Origin of the sequence: Cellulomonas endophytica (genome assembly GCF_004123805.1) — a bacterium.
In the GTDB taxonomy this organism is placed as follows: domain Bacteria; phylum Actinomycetota; class Actinomycetes; order Actinomycetales; family Cellulomonadaceae; genus Cellulomonas; species Cellulomonas endophytica.
The window spans coordinates 1-18,918 of the sequence record NZ_RWJX01000068.1; the positions used below are offsets into that span (position 1 = coordinate 1).

The following is an 18,918-nucleotide window of genomic DNA, read 5'->3' on the forward strand; positions in this document are numbered from 1 at the left end:
CGTCTAGCCCTCCGCGCGTTCCGCCACGACCAGGGCGGCGCGGGCGACCCCGGCGAGCGCGGCGCGCGCCTCGGCCGGCGAGGCGCCGGCCCCGCGGCCGGCCGACGGACCGCCCGGTCCCGCGTCGACGAGCACCACGTCCCGCAGGCGCACGGCCTCGAGCCCTGTGCGGCGCCACGGGTCGAGCAGCGCCGCCGCCTGCCCCGCGACGTCGGGGCCGGCGCACTGCGAGGACGCCTGCGGCGGCAGCTGCGCCCAGAGCGCGGTGCCGCCCTCGACCGACTCGGCGACGGCGTCCCACCCGCGCGGGTCCAGACCCGCGACGGCCAGCCCGAGGCCGTCGGCGCCGGCCCGCCGGGCGACGGGCAGCCCCCCGTGCGCCGCGCCGACGTGGACCGCCACCGACGCCGCACCGGCCGCCCGCGCCGCGGCGACCACCGTGCCCAGCCGCTCGGCCGCGTCCGGCCCCGGCACCGCGCGCAACCGGGCGTACCCCGAGAACGTCGGCAGGGCCCCGGCGGTGACGGCGGCGAGCAGCGGCTCGTGCAGCAGGAGCCTCGGCACCGCGCCGGGCACGGCACGCACCAGCGCGCGCAGGTGCTCGGCGACGCCTGCGGCGAAGGACTCCGTCAGCTCCCGCAGCGCCCCGGCGTCGCCGACGACGCGGTCCCCCCGCGCGAGCCAGAGCCGCGCGGCGAGGGACACGGGCCCGAGCAGCGGCACCACCCACGGCCCCTGCCACCCGTGCGCGGCGACCGCGAGCGCGTCCGCGTCCTCGCGCACGAGGGCCGCCGCGCGCGTGGCGTCGTGACCCGGGCGGTCGGCCAGGCGCAGGCCGTGCGGCCCCAGCTCGACGGGCAGGTCGACGAGGAGCGCCGCCGCCCGTCCCGTCGCGTCACCGAGCGGCCCGCGCGCGGGCAGCAGGACGGAGAAGGGCAGCCCCTCGACGCCCGACGGCACCTCGGCCAGGTCGCCGGCGACCTGCGTCTGCGCCTCGAGCACGTCCGTGCCGGGCCACGGCCCCGCCCCCGTGACCGCGGTCATCGCCGGCCCCCGCCCACCGTCGACGGCAGCCCGCCCGCGAGCGCCCCCGCCCGCGTCGCCCGCAGAACCGTGGCCTGCCCCCGGACCCGCGTGCCCTCGTACACGACGAGGGACTGGCCGGGGGCGACGCCGCGCAGGCCGGCGGCCTCGTCGACGACCACCTCGACGACGCCCCCCGGTGACGGCACCGCCGGCCCCTCCGCCGCGGGGCGCGCCTCGTCGGGCACGAGCACCCGCGCCGGGACGGGGGTGCCGTGGGCGCGCACCTGGACGAGCGCGTCGGTCCACGCCCCGGGCGGGGGCGCGTCGAACCACACGGCGCGGTCGGCGACGACCTCCCCGACGGCCAGCTCCTCGACGGGCCCGACGACCACCCGGTTGCGCACGGGCTCGACGGAGAGCACGTACCGGGGCCGGCCGTCCGGCGCCGGGCGGCCGAGCTGGAGCCCCTTGCGCTGCCCGACGGTGAAGGCGTACGCGCCGTCGTGACGGCCGAGCACCGCGCCGGAGGCGTCGACGACGTCGCCGGGCCGCTCCCCGAGGCGTGCGCGCAGGAAGCCGGAGGTGTCGCCGTCGGCCACGAAGCAGATGTCGTAGGAGTCGGGCTTCTCCGAGACCGCGAGGCCGCGCGCCGCCGCCTCCTGCCGGACGACGGCCTTCGAGGCGACGTCGCCGAGCGGGAAGAGCGCGTGCGCCAGCCGGTCCGGGCCCATCACCGCGAGCACGTAGGACTGGTCCTTCGCGGCGTCCCGGGCCCGGTGCAGCGAGCGCCCGCCGTCGTCCTCGGCCGCCACCCGGGCGTAGTGCCCCGTGCACACGGCGTCGAAGCCCAGCGCGAGCGCCCGGTCGAGCAGGGTGGAGAACTTCACGTGCTCGTTGCAGCGCACGCAGGGGTTCGGCGTGCGCCCGGCGGCGTACTCGTCGAGGAAGTCGGCGACGACCGTCTCCTCGAAGCGCTCCGACAGGTCCCACACGTAGAAGGGGATGCCGAGCACGTCCGCGGCGCGCCGCGCGTCGCCCGCGTCCTCGATCGAGCAGCAGCCGCGCGAGCCCGTCCGGAACCGGTCCCGGGAGCGCGACAGCGCCATGTGGACGCCGACGACCTCGTGGCCGGCGTCGAGCGCGCGCGCCGCCGCGACGGCGGAGTCCACCCCGCCCGACAGGGCCGCCAGGACGCGCATCAGACCCGTGCCCCGGCCGCCCCGACCGCGGCGGGGACGCCGCCGTGCGGGGTGGTGCGCGCAGCGGCCGGCGGCCGACCGACCGCGCCCGCGGCCCGCGCCCGCCCGACCGCACCGGGCAGGACGGCGAGCAGGGCGTCGACGTCGGCCGCGGTGGACGTGTGCCCGAGGGAGAAGCGCAGCGCGCCGCGCGCGTCCCGCTCGTCGACGCCGAGCGCCAGCAGGACGTGGCTCGGCTGCGCCACGCCCGCCTGGCACGCGGACCCCGTCGAGGCCTCGACGCCGGCGGAGTCGAGCAGGTAGAGCAGGGAGTCGCCCTCGCAGCCGGGGAACGTGAGGTGCGCGTTCGCGGGCAGCCGCCGGGTGCCGTCGGCCGGGCCCCGCAGGACGGCGTCGGGCACCGCGGCGAGCACCCGGGCGACGAGGTCGTCGCGCAGCGCGGCGAGCCGCCCGGCGCTCGCCTCCCGCGCCGTCACCGCCTCCTGCGCCGCGGCCGCGAACGCGGCGACGAGGGGGGCGTCGAGCGTGCCCGAGCGCACGCCCCGCTCCTGGCCGCCGCCGTGGAGCACGGGCACCAGGGGCGCGTCGCGCCGGGCCAGCAACGCCCCGACCCCGCCCGGGCCGCCGATCTTGTGCGAGGTGACCGTGAGCGCGTCCAGGCCGGAGGCCGCCAGGTCCACCGCCACCTGACCGACGGCCTGCACCGCGTCCGAGTGGACCGGCACGCCGTGGCGGTGCGCGAGCGCGACCACCTCGGCCAGCGGCGCCAGCGTGCCGACCTCGTTGTTCGCCCACATCACGCTCACGAGGGCCGTGGTGGCGGCGTGGGCCTCGAGCTCGCGGCGCAGGGCGTCGAGGTCGAGGACGCCGTCCGCGTCGACGGGCAGCAGCACGACCTCCGCACCGGCGTGCTCCGCCAGCCAGAACGCCGGGTCGAGCACCGCGTGGTGCTCCGTCGCCCCGACGAGCACGCGCCGCCGGGCGGGGTCCTGGGTGCGCCGCCCCCAGAACAGGCCCTTCACCGCGAGGTTGTCCGCCTCCGTGCCCCCGGAGGTCCAGACGACCTCGCTGGGCCGCGCGCCGAGCAGCGCCGCGAGCCGCTCGCGGGACTCCTCGACGACCCGCCGCGCGGCCCGCCCCGACGCGTGCAGCGACGAGGGGTTGCCCGTGCGGCCCAGCTGCTCCGCGAGCACCTGGCGGGCGACGGGGAGCACGGGGGTGGTGGCCGCGTGGTCCAGGTAGGCGCGCATCGCCGCCCAGTCTACGAACGCGGCGTGGGTCCGCCGCCCGCGCACGCGCGGCCACCTGGCAGGATGTCCGCCGTGAGCACCGGGGACGCCGCCGTCGAGCTGCCGATCGCGTTCAGCGGTCAGCGGCTGGACTGGCGGGACCTGCCCCGGCCCGTGCGCGGGCGCATCGAGGAGCTCGCGCACGCGCAGGTGACGGTCGAGATCGGCGCCACGACGGGCTTCTCCCCCGGCTTCGCGTCCGTGCTGGAGCTGTCCGACGGGCACGCCGTGTTCGTCAAGGCGGTGTCCCCCGAGCAGAACCCCGCGTCCGTCGCGCTCGCGCGCGCCGAGATCCGCGTCTCCGCGAGCCTGCCGCTGCACGTGCCGGCCCCGCGCCTGCTCTGGTCGCACGACGACGGCACCTGGGTCGTCCTCGGCTTCGAGGCCGTGCCCGGCCTGGCCCCCGAGCTGCCCTGGCGGCCCCAGGACCTGCGCCTGGTGCTCGACGCCCTCGTCCCCCTCGCGGACGCCGAGCCCCTGCCGGGCCACGACCTGCCGCGGGCCGACGACGTGCTGGCGGAGGACTTCACGGGCTGGCGGCGGCTCGCGGCGCGCGGCGGGGCCGCCGAGCTCGACCGCGCCGGCGACGACGCCCGCATGCCGTGGCCCCGCGACCTCGCCGACTGGTGCCGCACGCACCTGGACCGGCTCGTGCTGTGGGAGCAGGCGGCGCTGCCCGTGCTGGCCGGCGACGCGCTCGTGCACGGGGACCTGCGCGCGGACAACATCATGATCGACGAGTCCCGCACGGTCTGGTTCATCGACTGGCCCCACGCGAGCGTCGGCGCGCCCTGGCTCGACCTGGCCTTCATGCTGCCCAGCGTCGCGCTGCAGGGCGGCGGGGCGCCGCACGCGATCTTCCGTGACCACCCGGTGGCGGACGGCGTCGGCGACGACGACCTGCGGGCCGCGCTCGCCGGCCTGGCGGGCTACTTCGTGTGGGGCGCGCGCCAGCCGGCGCCCCGCGGCATCCCCAACCTGCGTCCTTTCCAGCACGCGCAGGGCATGGCCACCCTCGAGTGGCTCCGCGGCCTGACCTGAGGCCCGCCCGACGGGGCGGCGCGCGGCGACGCCGCCGAGGTCAGCCCTCCCGGCGGGCCCGCAGCTCGGCCGCCGCCTGCGGCAGCACCGTGAACAGGTCTCCGACGATGCCGAGGTCGGCGATCTCGAAGATGGGGGCGTCGGGGTCGTTGTTCACCGCGATGACGGTGCCGGAGGCCTGCATCCCGCCGCGGTGGTGGACGGCCCCGGAGACGCCGGCGCCGATGTAGAGGCGCGGGGAGATCGTCACGCCCGTCTGCCCGATCTGCGCGTCGTGGCCGATCCAGCCCTCGTCCGTGGCGACGCGCGTCGCCCCGACGGCGCCGCCGAGCACGTCCGCGAGCTCCTCGACGGCCGAGAAGTCGCCCTCGGTGCCGCGCCCGCCCACGACGACGACGTGCGCGCTCGCGAGGTCGGGGCGCCCGCTCGTGTCGCGCTCCACCCGGTCGACGAGGGTGACGGCCCGGGCCGTCGCGTCCGCCTCGACGGCGCGCTCGAGCACCTCCGGCTCCGTGGCGACGTCGGCGGGTGCGGCGGGCACCGCGTTGGCCTTGAGGGTGACGACGGCCAGCGGGGTCCGGACGGCGCAGCGCGTGGTCCACGTGCCCGCTAACACGGTCTTGCCCGTCACCACCGTGCCGTCCTCGAGCGCGAGGTCGTCGGCGTCCGTGACGACCCCCGCCCCCGTGCGGACCGCCAGCCGCGCGGCGGCCTCCTTGTTCTCGAAGGAGGACGCGAGCAGCACCGCGCGCGCCGGCCGCTCCGCGTGCAGCTCCGCGTGCAGCTCCGCGAGCGCCTGCGCCACGACGGCGCTGGTGCGCGGGTCGGCCCCCACGGCGGTGACGCGGTGGACGCGCGCCACGCCGAGCGCGCCGAGGGCCGCGAGCACCGCGTCGCCCGGCCGGTCGTCGGGGTCCGTGGCGACCCAGACGCCCTCCACGCTCCCCGCGGCCGCCACGGCGCGCGCGGCGGTGCACAGCTCCTCGGCCGGCGCGCGCAGGGCCCCGGCGGGCGTGTGGTCGACGAGGACGAGGACGGTGGCGGGGGTGCTCACGGCGGGGCCTCCGGGCGGCGGGGCGGGCGGGGTGCGGGGGACGGCGGTCGCGGCGGGCGCGGCGGGGGCGGGGCGGCTCAGACGAGCCCGCGCTCGACGAGGAACGCGGCGAGCCGCGCACCCCCGTCGCCCGTGTCCTGGACGAGGACGCGGTCCTGGCGCGGCGGCCGCGGCCGGGCGAGGAGCACCTGCGTCCGCGCCCCGGCGGCCCCCGTCAGCGCCGGGTCGAGGCCCAGGTCGTCCAGCGACAGCACGGTCACGGGGGCCTTGCGGGCCGCCATGATCTGCTTGAAGCCCGGGTAGCGCGGGTCGTTGGCGGCGTCCGTCACGGACACGACGGCGGGCAGCGCGGCACGGAGCGTCTCCGTGGCGTGGTCCAGGTCCCGCCGCACGGTCACCGTGCCGCCCTCGACCTCCAGGTGGGAGGCCAGCGGCAGCGCGGCGACGCCGAGCAGCTCGCCGAGCAGCGTCGGGAGCAGGGAGGTGAGGCCGTCCAGGCCCGCCATCCCCGTCACGACGAGGTCGACGGGCGCCTCCTCGCCGAGCCGACGGACGGCCGCGGCGAGGACCTGGGCGGTCCCGACGGCGTCCGCGCCCGCGACGGCGTCGTCGAGGACGTGCACGGCCCGGTGGGCGCCCATCTGCAGCGCGCGCCGGACGGCCTCGACCGCGTCGTCGGGACCCACGGTGAGCGCGACGACCTCGTCGCCCTCCTGCGCCCGGGCCTCGACGAGCGCGAGCGCCGCCTCGACGGCGTTCTCGTCGAGCTCGTTGAGCGTGCCGTCCCCCCCGTCGCGGACGACGCGGCCGTCCTCCCCGAGCGAGCGCTCGCCCTGGATGTCGGGCACGTGCTTGACGCAGACCACGATCCTCACGGGGGCGAGGCTACCCCCGGCCCCGCCGGCGACCGGGGGCGTCCGGGCCCTGGACACAGCGCGGTCCGGCGCCCGCGAGCACCCCGGCGGCTACCCGGTACGGGTGGTCCCGGGTACGCCGTTCGGCTGGTGCGCGGGGCCGCGGGGGCCCGCCGCGCCCGGTCTGCCCCAGACTGTCCGGGTGCAGCACGCGCTCCCCCCCTCCCGGCCGCCGCGCCCCGGCGTGCACGTCGTCGACGGCGGGGTCGAGGTCGCGGTGCTGGCGTCCCACGCCGCGGCGGTCGAGCTGTGCCTCCTCGACCCCGCGCCGCGGCGCGGCCGGCGCCCGGCGGGGTCGCCGTGGGCGGAGCGGCGCGTCCGGCTCCAGGGCCCGGAGCACGGCCTGTTCACCGGCTTCGTGCCCGGCGTCCTGCCCGGGCAGCGCTACGGCCTGCGCGTGCACGGCGCCTGGGACCCCGCCGCCGGGCTGCGGCACAACCCGGCCAAGCTCCTCGTCGACCCGTACGCCCGGGGCCTCGTCGGCGCCGTGGGCGCGGGACCGGAGACGTACGGCCACGTCGTCGACGACGCGCTGCGCGGGGACTGGTACGGCCCCGCGGACCCGCGGGACTCCGCCGCGTCCGTGCCGCACGGCGTGGTCGTGGACGTCGCGGCGCTGCCGGGGCCGGACCCCGCGGCGAACCGCCCCTGGGTGCCGTGGGACCGCACCGTGGTCTACGAGGCGCACGTCCGGGGCCTGACCCGGCTGGCCGAGCACCTCCCGCCCGAGCTGCGCGGCACCTACGCGGGCCTCGCGCACCCGGCGGTCGTCGAGCACCTGCGCGCCCTGGGCGTGACGGCCGTCGAGCTGCTGCCCGTGCACGCCTTCGCGGACGAGCCGCACCTCGTCGCCAAGGGCCTGACGAACTACTGGGGCTACAGCACCCTCGGGTTCTTCGCCCCGCACGCCGCCTACGCCACGGCGGCGGCGCGCGAGGCCGGCCCCGCCGCCGTCCTGGCCGAGCTGCGCGGCGCCGTGCACGCGCTGCACGAGGCCGGCCTCGAGGTCCTCCTCGACGTCGTCTACAACCACACCTGCGAGGGCGGGCAGGGCGGGCAGCACCTGTCCTGGCGCGGCCTGGACAACACCCGCTGGTACCTGCACGACGGCGGCGTCCCCGCGACGTACGCGGACGTCACCGGCACGGGCAGCACGCTGGACTTCCGCCGGCCCGCCGCCGTGCGCATGGCCCTGGACTCGCTGCGGTACTGGGCCGAGGTGGTCGGCGTCGACGGGTTCCGGTTCGACCTCGCGGTCGCGCTGGGGCGGGACGCCAACGGCTACACGCCGCAGCACCCGTTCCTCGTCGCGCTCACGACGGACCCCGTGCTGCACGGCCTCAAGCTCGTCGCGGAGCCGTGGGACATCGGCTCCGGGGGCTGGCGGACCGGCCAGTTCCCCGAGCCCGTCGCGGAGTGGAACGACCGCTTCCGCAACGCCGTGCGCTCGTTCTGGCTCGCCGACCCGGGCCGCGCGGCCCACGGCCTGCCCGGGCACCGCGTGCGGGACCTGGCCACGCGCCTGTCCGGGTCCGTGGACCTCTTCGGGCACGGCGACCCCCCGCTGACCCGCGGGCCGGCCGCCTCCGTGAACTTCGTCACCGCGCACGACGGCTTCACGCTGGCGGACCTCGTCGCCTACGACCACAAGCACAACCTCGCCAACGGCGAGGGCAACCGGGACGGCAGCGACCACAACCGCTCCTGGAACCACGGCCTCGAGGGCCCGGTCCGCGCGGACTCCCCCGGCGCCGACATCGCCCCGCTGCGCCGGCGCTCCGTGCGCAACCTGCTCGCCACGCTGCTGCTCTCGGCCGGCACCCCGATGCTCACCGCGGGGGACGAGATGGGTCGCAGCCAGGGCGGCAACAACAACGCCTACTGCCAGGACAACGCGATCTCGTGGGTGCGCTGGGACCGCTCGCCCTGGCGGGAGGACCTCCTGGCCACGGCGCGGGAGCTGGCCGCCCTGCGCCGCCGGCACCCCTCGCTGCGCACGGACCGCTTCTACACGGGCCGGCCGCGCACGGAGGGCGGCCCGCCGGACCTCGCGTGGTTCGACGCCGCCGGGGCGCCGATGGACCACGCGCGGTGGCACTCGGCGGAGCTGCGCACCCTGCAGATGCTCCGCACCGCCCCGCCGCCGCCCGACGCCGCGCCCGGGGGCGACAGCACGCTCCTCGTCGTGAACGGCGCCCTGCGCGCGGTCCCCCTCACCCTGCCGCCCGCGCCGCGGGGCACGTGGCGCCTCGTCTGGGACTCCGTGTGGGAGCGGCCCGACGAGGAGCGGGCCGACGAGGCGCGCGCCGGGTCCACGACCGACGGGGCACTCTCCGTCGACGACGCCGAGGACGACACGCCCGAGGCGATGGAGCCGCTCAGCCTGCGCCTCTACGCGGCCGGCTGAGCCGCCCCCCGCCGTCGCCGGGGCGTCCGCGACGGCGGTTGCGGATGCCCGCCCCCGCACCCTCCCGTTAGGTTGCGGGGTGTGACCACGACAGCGCCCGCGGGTGTGGGCCGGATCCCCGTCCTGGACGTCTGGCCCGTCGCCGAGGGCGGGCGGTTCCCCGCCAAGGCCGCGGTCGGCGAGGCCTTCGCCGTGAGGGCCACCGTCTTCCGCGAGGGGCACGACGCGGTCGCCGCGACCGTCGTGCTCTCGCGGCCCGACGGCTCCGTGCACTCCCGCGGGCGGATGCGGGACGTCGCGCCGGGCCTCGACCGGTACGAGGCCACGGTCGTGCCGGACCGCACGGGCGACTGGACCTTCCACGTCGAGGGCTGGTCGGACCCCTACGCCACGTGGGTCCACGACGCGACCCTGAAGATCGCCGCCGGCGTCGACGTCGAGCTCATGCTCACGGAGGGCGCGCTGCTGCTCGGGCGTGCCGCCGCCCGCCGCGGCCCCGAGTCCATGCCCGCCGCCGGCGCCTCGACGCTCAAGCGCGCGGTCGCCGAGATGCGCGACCTGACGCGCACGCCCGACGAGCGGCTGGCGGCCGGGCTCTCCGACGCGGTGAAGGCCGCCCTCGCCGAGACGCCGCTGCGCGAGCTCGTGACGGCCTCGCCGGCCTACCCGCTGCGCGTCGACCGCCCGCTCTCGCTGTTCGGCTCCTGGTACGAGCTGTTCCCGCGCTCGCACGGCGCGACGTACGACGAGGAGAGCGGCACCTGGCGCTCCGGGACGCTGCGCACGGCCGCCGAGGAGCTGCCCCGCATCGCCGGCATGGGCTTCGACGTCGTCTACCTCACGCCGGTCCACCCCATCGGCACCACGCACCGCAAGGGCCGCAACAACTCCCTCGAGGCGCTGCCCGGGGACCCGGGGTCGCCCTACGCCATCGGCTCCGCGGACGGCGGCCACGACGCCATCGAGCCCGCGCTGGGCACCTTCGACGACTTCGACCACTTCGTCGCGCGCGCCACCGAGCTCGGCCTCGAGGTCGCCCTCGACGTCGCGCTGCAGTGCTCCCCCGACCACCCCTGGGTCACGGAGCACCCCGAGTGGTTCACCACCCGGGCCGACGGCTCCATCGCCTACGCGGAGAACCCGCCGAAGAAGTACCAGGACATCTACCCCCTGAACTTCGACAACGACCCGAAGGGCATCGCGGCCGAGATCCGCCGCGTCCTGCAGGTGTGGATCGACCACGGGGTCACGGCCTTCCGCGTCGACAACCCGCACACGAAGCCGCTCGACTTCTGGCAGTGGCTGCTGGAGGACGTGCGCCGCGACCACCCCGACGTGGTCTTCCTGTCGGAGGCCTTCACGCGGCCGGCGATGATGCTCACCCTGGCCAAGGTCGGGTTCCACCAGTCCTACACGTACTTCACCTGGCGGAACACGAAGGACGAGATCGAGGAGTACCTCGCCCGCGTCGGCGGCGACGAGGCCCCCTGGCTGCGCCCCAGCTTCTGGCCCACGACGCACGACATCCTCCCGCCCTACCTGCAGCACGGCGGTGCGGGCGGCTTCGCGGTGCGCGCCGTGCTCGCCGCGACGGGCGCGCCGACGTGGGGGGTCTACTCGGGCTACGAGCTCGTCGAGAACGTCCCGCGCCCGGGCGTGGAGGAGCAGGTCGACAACGAGAAGTACGAGTTCCGGCCGCGCGACTGGTCGCAGGCGGACCGGTACGGCATCGCCCTGCTCCTCGGCCGCCTCAACGAGATCCGCCGCACGCACCCCGCGCTCCAGCAGCTGCGGAACGTGCGGATCCACCCGACGAGCGACCCGGCGCTCGTCGCGTTCTCGCGCCACCTCGACGCCGCGCACTCGCCCACGGGCCGGGCGGACACGGTCGTCGTGGTGGTCAACATCGACCCCTGGAACGCGAGGGAAGGCTTCGTGACGCTCGACCTGCCCGCCCTGGGCCTGCCCGCCGACGCGGAGCTCACGGCCTACGACACCCTCTCCCGCGAGACCTTCACCTGGGGCCCCCGGGTGTGGGTGCGCCTCGACCCGTCGGTCCGCTGCGCCCACGTGGTGCACCTGGAGCCCCGGTGACGGCGACGACCGGCCCCGCGGCCGGCGCACCCGTGCCGGGCGCCCCGAGCGAGCCGCCCCCGCTGACGGGCCAGATGGCGCTCGCCGCCCTGCCGGCGCGCCGCCAGCCGGTCGTGCCGCACCCCGCCGAGGCCGCCGGCGGGCTGTCGGACGACCCGGAGTGGTACCGCACGGCGGTCTTCTACGAGGTCATGCTGCGCTCGTTCTCGGACTCCAACGGGTCCGGTACCGGTGACATCCGCGGGCTCATCGACCGCCTGGACTACCTCCAGTGGCTCGGCATCGACTGCCTCTGGCTGCCGCCCTTCTTCCCCTCGCCGATGCGCGACGGCGGCTACGACATCTCCGACTACACGGCCATCGCCTCGCAGTACGGCACCACGGCCGACTTCGCCGAGCTCGTCGAGCGTGCCCACGAGCGGGGCATCCGGGTCGTCATCGACCTCGTGATGAACCACACGAGCGACCAGCACCCGTGGTTCCAGGCCTCGCGGCAGGACCCCGAGGGCCCCTACGGGGACTTCTACGTCTGGAGCGACGACAACACCCGCTACCAGGACGCGCGCATCATCTTCGTCGACACGGAGACGTCGAACTGGACGTTCGACCCCGTCCGCCGGCAGTACTTCTGGCACCGGTTCTTCAGCCACCAGCCCGACCTCAACTTCGAGAACCCGCGCGTGCGCGAGGCCATGCTCGACGTCGCCCGGTTCTGGCTGCGCATGGGGCTGGACGGCTTCCGCCTCGACGCGGTGCCCTACCTCTTCGAGGAGGAGGGCACGAACTGCGAGAACCTGCCCCGCACCCACGAGTTCCTCGCCGAGGTGCGCGCGATGATCGACGCGGAGTTCCCGGGGCGGATCACGCTCGCCGAGGCGAACCAGTGGCCCGAGGACGTCGTGCACTACTTCGGCACCGAGGAGCGCCCCGAGTGCCACATGTGCTTCCACTTCCCCGTCATGCCGCGGATCTTCTACTCCATCCGTGACCAGCGGGCGACGCCCATCATCGACATCCTCGCCGACACCCCGCCCATCCCGTCCTCGGGCGGCCAGTGGAGCACCTTCCTGCGCAACCACGACGAGCTCACGCTCGAGATGGTGAGCACGGAGGAGCGCGCGGCGATGTACGGCTGGTACGCGCCGGACCCGCGCATGCGCGCCAACATCGGCATCCGTCGCCGCCTGGCCCCGCTGCTCGAGAACTCGCGCAAGGAGATCGAGCTGGCGCACGCGCTCCTGCTCTCCCTGCCGGGCAGCCCCTGCCTGTACTACGGCGACGAGATCGGCATGGGCGACAACATCTGGCTGCCGGACCGCGACGCCGTCCGCACGCCGATGCAGTGGACGCCGGACCGCAACGCCGGCTTCTCCGTGGCCGACCCGGGCAAGCTGAACCTGCCGCTCATCCAGTCCATCGCGCACCACTACAACCACGTGAACGTCGAGGCCCAGCTCGTGCAGCCGACGTCGCTGCTGCACTGGGTGCACGGCATGCTCGCGGTCCGGCGCAAGCACCCGGCGCTCGGCCGCGGCGACTTCACGGTGCTCGGGTGCGACAACGAGGCGATCATGCCGTTCCTGCGCAGCACGGCCGACGAGACGGTGCTCGTCGTCGTGAACGTGGCGGCGACGGCCCGCGCGACGACCGTCCGGCTGCCCGACCACGCCGGCTGGTCCCTGCGCGACGTCTTCGGCGGCGCGCCCTTCCCGGGCGTCGCCGCGGACGGGACCCTCCAGATGACCCTCGGGTCGCGCGAGTTCTTCTGGCTGGAGCTGGTGCGCCCGTGATCGCCGTCGGCACCGCCTCCCCCGCCGACCACGCGCTCGGCGAGCTCCTGCGCCCCTGGCTGCCCGCGCGCCGCTGGTTCCCCGTCAAGGGCGTCGAGGCGCAGGTGAGCGTCCTCGGCGCCACCTCCCTCGACCCCGCCGTCGCCGCGACCTCGCCGGCCGGTGGCACGGCCTCCTCCGTCGACGAGCTCGTCGGCCCCGGCGGCACGGGCGTGCGCGTCCTGCTCCTGCGCGTGCTCGCCCCGTCCGTCGACGTCGTGCTGCAGGTACCTCTCGTGCTCACCGCCTCCGGGCGGCCGCCGGAGGACGGCGACGCCCCGGGTGCCGAGACGGAGGACCCGTCGCACGTGGGCACGCTCCATGGCGTCCGCGTGCGGGACGGCGCGGGCGACCCGGCGTTCCTGCAGGCCTGGCTGGCCGTCGCGGACGGGCCGGGCGCGGTGGTCGACGTCGCGGCCGCCCGCGTGCTGCGCGGCGAGCAGTCGAACACCTCCGTCGTCCTGCCCGCCCCCGGCCCGGGCACGGAGGCCGGCGACACCACCGGCCTCGCCCCGGCCGCCCCCGTCGCGATCCTCAAGGTCCTGCGCGCGGTGCAGGCGGGCGAGAACCCCGACGTCGACGTGCCCCGCCACCTCGTCAGGGTCGGCTGGGAGGGCGTGCCGCGCCCCCTCGCCTGGCTCGAGGCCGCGTGGCCGGACCCCCGCGACCCGCAGGGCCCGCCGCAGCAGGGGTACCTCGCGGCGCTGGCCGCCTTCGTGCCGTCCGCCGAGGACGGCTTCGAGCTGGCCTGCGACCACGCGCGCCGCGGCGCCTCCTTCGGCGACGAGGCCGCGGCCCTGGGCACGGCGGTCGCGGGCATGCACACGGCGCTCGCCCGCGCGTACGGGGTCGACGCGACGGTCGCGGGCGGGTCGGACCCGGGGGTCGTCGCCGACGCGCTCGTCACCCGGTTCGCCTGGGCCGCCGCCGCGGTGCCCGAGCTCGAGGGCTACCGCTCCGCCGTCGAGGCCGTCGTCGCGCGGCTGCGCGGCGCGCCGGCCGCCCCGGCGCGCCAGCGCGTCCACGGCGACCTCCACCTCGGCCAGGTCCTGCGGTCGGTGGACCGCTGGTTCATCACGGACTTCGAGGGCGAGCCGCTCGCCCCGCTGTCGGAGCGCACCCGTCCCGACCTGGCGGTCCGCGACGTCGCCGGCATGCTGCGCTCCCTGGACTACGCCGCGGCCGTCGGCGGGCTCACGGGCGGGAGGGCGCAGCGCTGGGCCGACGAGTCCCGGGGCCGTCTCCTCGAGGCGTACCGGGCCGCGTCGGCCCCGGCGGCGCCCGGTGCCCACGCGGCGCCCGCGCCCGGCGGCACCGTCGCGGGCGGCGCGGACCCGGCGGGCGACACGCTGTTCCTCACCGCGATGGAGCTCGACAAGACGCTGTACGAGGCGGTCTACGAGCGGCGCAACCGCCCCGACTGGCTCCCCATCCCGCTCGCCGGCCTGGACCGGTTGCTCCACCCCTGACCACCTGCGGGCCCGGCTGGCCCGGGCCCCCGAGCAAGCCCGCCTCGGGGAGCGTGCGAGGCGGCGGAATGGTTGGCTGGCACCATGGCCACAGCGACGCCCGCGCCCGTCCCCGTCGACGCCGAGACACTCCGGTCCGTCGCGTACGGCGAGCACTACGACCCGCACGGCACCCTCGGCGCCCACCCCGGCGAGGACGGCGTCACCATCCGCGTGCTGCGGCCCTTCGCCGAGGCGGTGGTGGTCGTCACGGACGACGGCGGCCACCACGCCGCGGAGCACGAGAGCGAGGGCGTGTGGCGTGCCGTCCTGCCGGGCACCGCCGTGCCGGACTACCGGGTCGACGTGACCTACGACGGGCACACGACCCGCACCGACGACCCCTACCGCTTCCTGCCGACGATCGGCGAGCTCGACCGCCACCTCCTGCGCGAGGGGCGGCACGAGACCCTGTGGACCGTGCTGGGCGCCAACGTCCGGCGGTTCCCCAGCGTCATGGGCGAGGTCACCGGCACCGCGTTCGCGGTGTGGGCGCCGAACGCCCGCGCCGTCCGGGTCATCGCCGACTTCAACCACTGGCACGGCCGCACCCACGCCATGCGCTCGCTCGGCGACTCGGGCCTGTGGGAGCTCTTCGTGCCGGGCGTCGGCGCGGGGACGAAGTACAAGTTCGAGATCATGGGCCCCGACGGCGGCTGGCGCCAGAAGGCCGACCCGCTCGCGAAGGGCACGGAGATCCCGCCCGCCACGGCGTCCGTCGTCGTGGAGTCGTCGTACACGTGGGCGGACGGGGGCTGGATCGACCGCCGCACGAGCACGGACCCGCACGACGGGCCCATGTCGGTCTACGAGGTGCACCTGGGCTCCTGGCGCGCGGGGCAGAGCTACCGCGAGGCGGCCGAGCAGCTCACCGCGTACGTGCAGGACATGGGGTTCACGCACGTGGAGCTCATGCCGGTCGCCGAGCACCCCTACGGGCCGTCGTGGGGCTACCAGGTCACGTCGTACTACGCCCCGACCTCGCGCTTCGGCCACCCCGACGACTTCCGGTACCTCGTCGACCGCCTCCACCAGGCCGGCATCGGCGTCATCCTCGACTGGGTCCCCGGCCACTTCCCCAAGGACGAGTGGGCGCTGGCCCGCTTCGACGGGACGCCGCTGTACGAGCACCCGGACCCGCTCCTCGGCGAGCACCCGGACTGGGGCACGTACATCTTCAACTTCGGCCGCAGCGAGGTGCGCAACTTCCTCGTCGCCAACGCCACCTACTGGCTGGAGGAGTTCCACATCGACGGCCTGCGGGTCGACGCCGTCGCCTCCATGCTCTACCTGGACTACTCGCGCCAGGCGGGCCAGTGGCGCCCGAACCGCTACGGCGGCCGCGAGAACCTCGAGGCCATCTCCTTCATGCAGGAGGCGAACGCCACGGCGTACCGGCGCACGCCCGGCATCCTCATGATCGCCGAGGAGTCGACGGCGTGGCCGGGCGTCACGGCGCCGACGAACGTCAACGGCCTGGGCTTCGGCCTGAAGTGGAACATGGGCTGGATGAACGACACCCTGCGCTACCTGGCGGAGGAGCCGTTCAACCGGCGCTGGCACCACGGCGAGGTCACCTTCTCCATGGTCTACGCCTACTCCGAGCAGTACGTCCTGCCCATCAGCCACGACGAGGTCGTCCACGGCAAGGGCTCGCTCTACACCCGGATGCCCGGCGACCACTGGCAGCGGCTCGCCGGCGTCCGCGCCCTGCTGGCGTACCAGTGGACCCACCCGGGCAAGCAGCTCGTGTTCATGGGGTCGGAGTTCGCCCAGCAGCAGGAGTGGAGCGAGGCCCGCGGCCTGGACTGGTACCTGCTCGACGACCGTGGTCACGCGGGCGTCCAGAAGGCCACGGCCGCCCTGAACGCCGTCTACACGGCGCACCCGGCGCTCTGGCAGCTCGACCACTCCCCCGAGGGCTTCGAGTGGATCACGTCGGACGACGCCGACCACAACGTCCTGGCGTACCTGCGCAAGGGCCGGGACGGCGTGCCCCCGGTGGCCGTGGTCGTCAACTTCGCCGGGGTGCCGCACGAGGGCTACCGCCTCGCGCTGCCCAGCGGCGGCCGGTGGCAGGAGGTCTACAACTCCGACGCCGAGGAGTTCGGCGGCTCCGGCGTGCTCAACGTCGGCGGTGTCGAGGCCGAGGCCGTGCCGCACCACAGCCGCCCCTTCTCCGCCGTCCTGCGCGTCCCGCCCCTGGGTGCCGTGCTCCTCTCGCCGAGCTCCTCGTGAGACCGCCGCGGGGCGCCCCCCGTCCGACCGCCACCGGCGGCCGTGCACGGGTGGGCGCCCCGCGGCCGGCGACCCTCCCCGGAACCGACGGCGGGCACGGGCGGGAAGAGCCCCTGCGCGCGAGGGAGACGGCCGTGCCGGTGCACCGGCGAGCCCGCGGAGCCGGGTCCACCGCCGCGGCGCTCGTCCTGGCACTGGCCGCCCTCGTGGGGTGCACGGGGGGCGACGACCCGGGCCAGGCGGCCGGGTCGTCGTCGCAGGAACCCGGCGCCACGGCCACCGGCACCGAGGCCGGCACGCCCGCGGCCGCCCCGGGCACGCCCGCCGCGTCGGCGCCCCCGACCTCCTCCTCCGCCACCCCTCCGGCCGGCCCCGTCGACGCCCTGCCCGAGTCCGACCTGCCCGGGCGGCCGGCGACCGTCGCACCGGCACCAGGGGCCCTGCTGGCGGTCGTCGGCGTGCCCCGCGACGACGTCCTCCACGTCCGCGCGGCGCCGGGCACGGACGCGGCCCGCGTCGACCGCCTCGCGCCGTTGACGGACGGCCTGGTCGCGACGGGACGCGCCCGGACCCTGGACGACGGCAGCACCTGGTTCGAGCTCGACCGCTCGGGCCGGGCCGGGTGGGCCGGGGCCGCCTACCTCGCGTACCTGGGCACCGTCACCGACGTCACGAGCGCCCTCGACCCGACGCTGCGCTCGACCCCCCGCGCCCAGGACGTCACCACCCTCGCCCGGGAGGTCGCCGACGCCCTCGCGCCCGAGGCCACCGATGCCCGACGGGTGGTCGTCGACGGGCCGCGCCGCGGCTCCCTCGAGGAGGTCGTGCTCGACGTCGTCGGCCTGCCGGACGACTCCCTGCTCGGGCTCAGGCTCCACGTGTTCGCCGCGGCCGCCGACGGCAGGCTCGCCGTCCGCACGGTCGAGCAGACCCTCCTCTGCGACCGCGGGGTCACCGCCGAGGGCCTCTGCCTCTGAGTCGCGCGTCCCACGGGGCGTCGCCGGTCCGGCGGCGCCGCTACGCCGTCGGACGGGACGGGAGGGTGAGGATCTCCGCCCCCTGCTCGGTGATGGCGACCGTGTGCTCGCTGTGCGCGGTACGGCACCCCGTGGAGCTGCGGAGCGTCCACCCGTCCGGGTCGGTCACCAGCGCCGCCGTGTCGGCCATCACCCAGGGCTCGAGCGCCAGGAGGAGACCCGGGCGGAGCCGGTAGCCCCGTCCGGGCCTCCCGGCGTTCGCGACGTGCGGGTCCTGGTGCATCGTGGACCCCACGCCGTGCCCGCCGAACTCCGTGTTCACGTCGTACCCCGCGCCGGCGAGCACTGTGCCGATGGCGTGCGAGAGGTCGCCGACGCGCGCCCACGGCCCGGCGGCGGCCACGCCGGCCGCGAGGGCGCGCTGCGTCACCTCGACCAGCGCGACGCTCTCGGCGGGACGCGCGGTCCCGACGAGCACGCTCACCGCCGAGTCCGCGACGACCCCGTGCAGGGACACCGCCAGGTCGAGCGACAGCAGGTCCCCGTCCCGGAGGACGAGGTCGTGCGGGCGGCCGTGCAGCACCGCGTCGTTGACGGAGGTGCAGACGTGGTGGCCGAACGCCCCACGCCCGAAGGACGGTGCGTAGTCGACGTAGCAGGAGACCGCACCGGCCCCCTCGATCATCTCCCGGGCCCAGCCGTCCAGCTCCAGCAGGTTCGTGCCGACCTCTGCGCGGGCGACCAGCGCCTGCAGGATGTCGGCGACGAGTGCTCCCGTGGCACGTGCCCGGTCCAGCTCCGCCGCGCTGAGGATCTCGATCATGGACGACCTCCGCTCAGGCTCGATAACTATCCCGGCCATGCTATCCCGCTAGCATCGACCCATGGTTCGCCTGCCCCTGACCCCCGACGAGCTCGAGCGCGGCCGCCGCCTCGGCGCGGCGCTGCGCGAAGCCCGTGGGGACCGCCCGATGCTCACCACCGCGCTCGCCGCCGGCATCTCCCCGGAGACGCTCCGCAAGATCGAGACCGGCCGCATCGCGACACCCTCGTTCCCGACGATCGCCGCCGTCGCCGCGGTCCTCGACCTGTCGCTCGACGCGCTCTGGGAGGCGGTCACCGCTCCGGCGACGCCGCGCGACGCCGCGGAGAGCGCCGCAGACACGACGACCGCCGAGGCGTCCGGCGCCGAACCCGCCGGTCGCGACGCCGGACGCCTCGCCTCCTGACTCCCGCGCCGGTCGGGCCTGCACACGAGCGGGCGACACGGATCGAACGACCGGTGGAACGACGAAAGGCCACCCCATCGCTGGGGTGGCCTTTCGTGAAGAGTGTCCGGCGG

The 18,918-nt window shown here is 76.5% G+C and carries 14 protein-coding genes; 8 read left to right on the forward strand and 6 right to left on the reverse strand.

The window, feature by feature from the left end; translation table 11 throughout:
• Window positions 1–3: 3 nt before the first annotated feature.
• Genes EJA20_RS14940 through EJA20_RS14950 form a run of 3 tightly spaced genes read right to left on the reverse strand, consistent with a single transcriptional unit; the run spans window position 4 to window position 3,475 of the window.
• Window positions 4–1,044, reverse strand: a complete 1,041-nt coding sequence (locus tag EJA20_RS14940; RefSeq protein WP_129339296.1) for a hypothetical protein — start codon at window positions 1,042–1,044, stop codon at window positions 4–6.
• Window positions 1,041–2,225, reverse strand: a complete 1,185-nt coding sequence (mnmA, locus tag EJA20_RS14945) for a tRNA 2-thiouridine(34) synthase MnmA (RefSeq protein ID WP_129339297.1) — start codon at window positions 2,223–2,225, stop codon at window positions 1,041–1,043. The genes EJA20_RS14940 and mnmA overlap by 4 nt, the downstream gene beginning before the upstream one ends.
• Entirely contained in the window at window positions 2,225–3,475 is a 1,251-nt protein-coding gene (locus EJA20_RS14950) for a cysteine desulfurase family protein (RefSeq protein ID WP_129339298.1), read from the reverse strand. Before EJA20_RS14950 ends, mnmA begins: the two co-directional genes overlap by 1 nt.
• Before the next feature lie 72 nt (window positions 3,476–3,547).
• Here EJA20_RS14950 and EJA20_RS14955 point away from each other — a divergent pair, with 72 nt between their 5' ends.
• A complete protein-coding gene (locus EJA20_RS14955) occupies window positions 3,548–4,555 on the forward strand; it encodes a phosphotransferase family protein (protein WP_240675535.1) in 1,008 nt (335 codons plus the stop codon).
• A 40-nt stretch (window positions 4,556–4,595) separates the two neighbouring features.
• On the opposite strand, the gene EJA20_RS14960 is transcribed toward EJA20_RS14955, so the two are convergent.
• Both EJA20_RS14960 and EJA20_RS14965 read right to left on the reverse strand, forming a co-directional pair.
• Entirely contained in the window at window positions 4,596–5,609 is a 1,014-nt protein-coding gene (locus EJA20_RS14960) for an electron transfer flavoprotein subunit alpha/FixB family protein (RefSeq protein ID WP_129339300.1), read from the reverse strand.
• Between the two features lie 77 nt (window positions 5,610–5,686).
• The gene (locus EJA20_RS14965) at window positions 5,687–6,484 is read right to left on the reverse strand and encodes an electron transfer flavoprotein subunit beta/FixA family protein (RefSeq protein ID WP_129339301.1); all 798 of its coding nucleotides are present in this window, start codon (window positions 6,482–6,484) and stop codon (window positions 5,687–5,689) included.
• Between the two features lie 181 nt (window positions 6,485–6,665).
• Here EJA20_RS14965 and glgX point away from each other — a divergent pair, with 181 nt between their 5' ends.
• The 6 genes from glgX to EJA20_RS14995 all read left to right on the forward strand — a co-directional run bounded on the left by glgX (window position 6,666) and on the right by EJA20_RS14995 (window position 17,576).
• Window positions 6,666–8,930: a glycogen debranching protein GlgX gene (gene glgX, locus EJA20_RS14970; protein WP_240675536.1), complete on the forward strand. Its 2,265-nt coding sequence runs from the start codon at window positions 6,666–6,668 to the stop codon at window positions 8,928–8,930.
• 81 nt (window positions 8,931–9,011) lie between these two features.
• Window positions 9,012–11,024 carry an alpha-1,4-glucan--maltose-1-phosphate maltosyltransferase gene (locus tag EJA20_RS14975; RefSeq protein ID WP_205687528.1) on the forward strand — a complete coding sequence of 671 codons (2,013 nt, stop codon included), beginning with the start codon at window positions 9,012–9,014 and terminating at the stop codon, window positions 11,022–11,024.
• A 74-nt stretch (window positions 11,025–11,098) separates the two neighbouring features.
• Complete coding sequence (gene treS, locus EJA20_RS14980) at window positions 11,099–12,814, forward strand: maltose alpha-D-glucosyltransferase (RefSeq protein ID WP_129339309.1); 1,716 nt, start codon at window positions 11,099–11,101, stop codon at window positions 12,812–12,814.
• The gene (locus EJA20_RS14985; RefSeq protein WP_129339304.1) at window positions 12,811–14,322 is read left to right on the forward strand and encodes an aminoglycoside phosphotransferase; all 1,512 of its coding nucleotides are present in this window, start codon (window positions 12,811–12,813) and stop codon (window positions 14,320–14,322) included. The genes treS and EJA20_RS14985 overlap by 4 nt, the downstream gene beginning before the upstream one ends.
• An 84-nt stretch (window positions 14,323–14,406) precedes the next feature.
• A complete protein-coding gene (gene glgB / locus EJA20_RS14990) occupies window positions 14,407–16,599 on the forward strand; it encodes a 1,4-alpha-glucan branching protein GlgB (RefSeq protein ID WP_129339305.1) in 2,193 nt (730 codons plus the stop codon).
• 134 nt (window positions 16,600–16,733) lie between these two features.
• Window positions 16,734–17,576 carry an SH3 domain-containing protein gene (locus tag EJA20_RS14995; protein ID WP_129339306.1) on the forward strand — a complete coding sequence of 281 codons (843 nt, stop codon included), beginning with the start codon at window positions 16,734–16,736 and terminating at the stop codon, window positions 17,574–17,576.
• 40 nt (window positions 17,577–17,616) lie between these two features.
• On the opposite strand, the gene map is transcribed toward EJA20_RS14995, so the two are convergent.
• A complete protein-coding gene (gene map / locus EJA20_RS15000; RefSeq protein ID WP_129339307.1) occupies window positions 17,617–18,399 on the reverse strand; it encodes a type I methionyl aminopeptidase in 783 nt (260 codons plus the stop codon).
• 61 nt (window positions 18,400–18,460) lie between these two features.
• On the opposite strand from map, the gene EJA20_RS15005 reads away from it, so the two are divergent.
• Window positions 18,461–18,805 carry a helix-turn-helix transcriptional regulator gene (locus EJA20_RS15005; protein ID WP_129339308.1) on the forward strand — a complete coding sequence of 115 codons (345 nt, stop codon included), beginning with the start codon at window positions 18,461–18,463 and terminating at the stop codon, window positions 18,803–18,805.
• Window positions 18,806–18,918: the final 113 nt, after the last annotated feature.

Excerpts from the sequence above, each read along its gene's own strand:
- glgB (WP_129339305.1), top strand. The coding sequence starts at position 14,407 with ATGGCCACAGCGACGCCCGCGCCCGTCCCCGTCGACGCCGAGACACTC.
- EJA20_RS14950 (WP_129339298.1), bottom strand. The coding sequence starts at position 3,475 with ATGCGCGCCTACCTGGACCACGCGGCCACCACCCCCGTGCTCCCCGTC.
- map (WP_129339307.1), bottom strand. The coding sequence starts at position 18,399 with ATGATCGAGATCCTCAGCGCGGCGGAGCTGGACCGGGCACGTGCCACG.
- EJA20_RS15005 (WP_129339308.1), top strand. The coding sequence starts at position 18,461 with ATGGTTCGCCTGCCCCTGACCCCCGACGAGCTCGAGCGCGGCCGCCGC.
- EJA20_RS14940 (WP_129339296.1), bottom strand. The coding sequence starts at position 1,044 with ATGACCGCGGTCACGGGGGCGGGGCCGTGGCCCGGCACGGACGTGCTC.
- treS (WP_129339309.1), top strand. The coding sequence starts at position 11,099 with ATGGCGCTCGCCGCCCTGCCGGCGCGCCGCCAGCCGGTCGTGCCGCAC.
- mnmA (WP_129339297.1), bottom strand. The coding sequence starts at position 2,225 with ATGCGCGTCCTGGCGGCCCTGTCGGGCGGGGTGGACTCCGCCGTCGCG.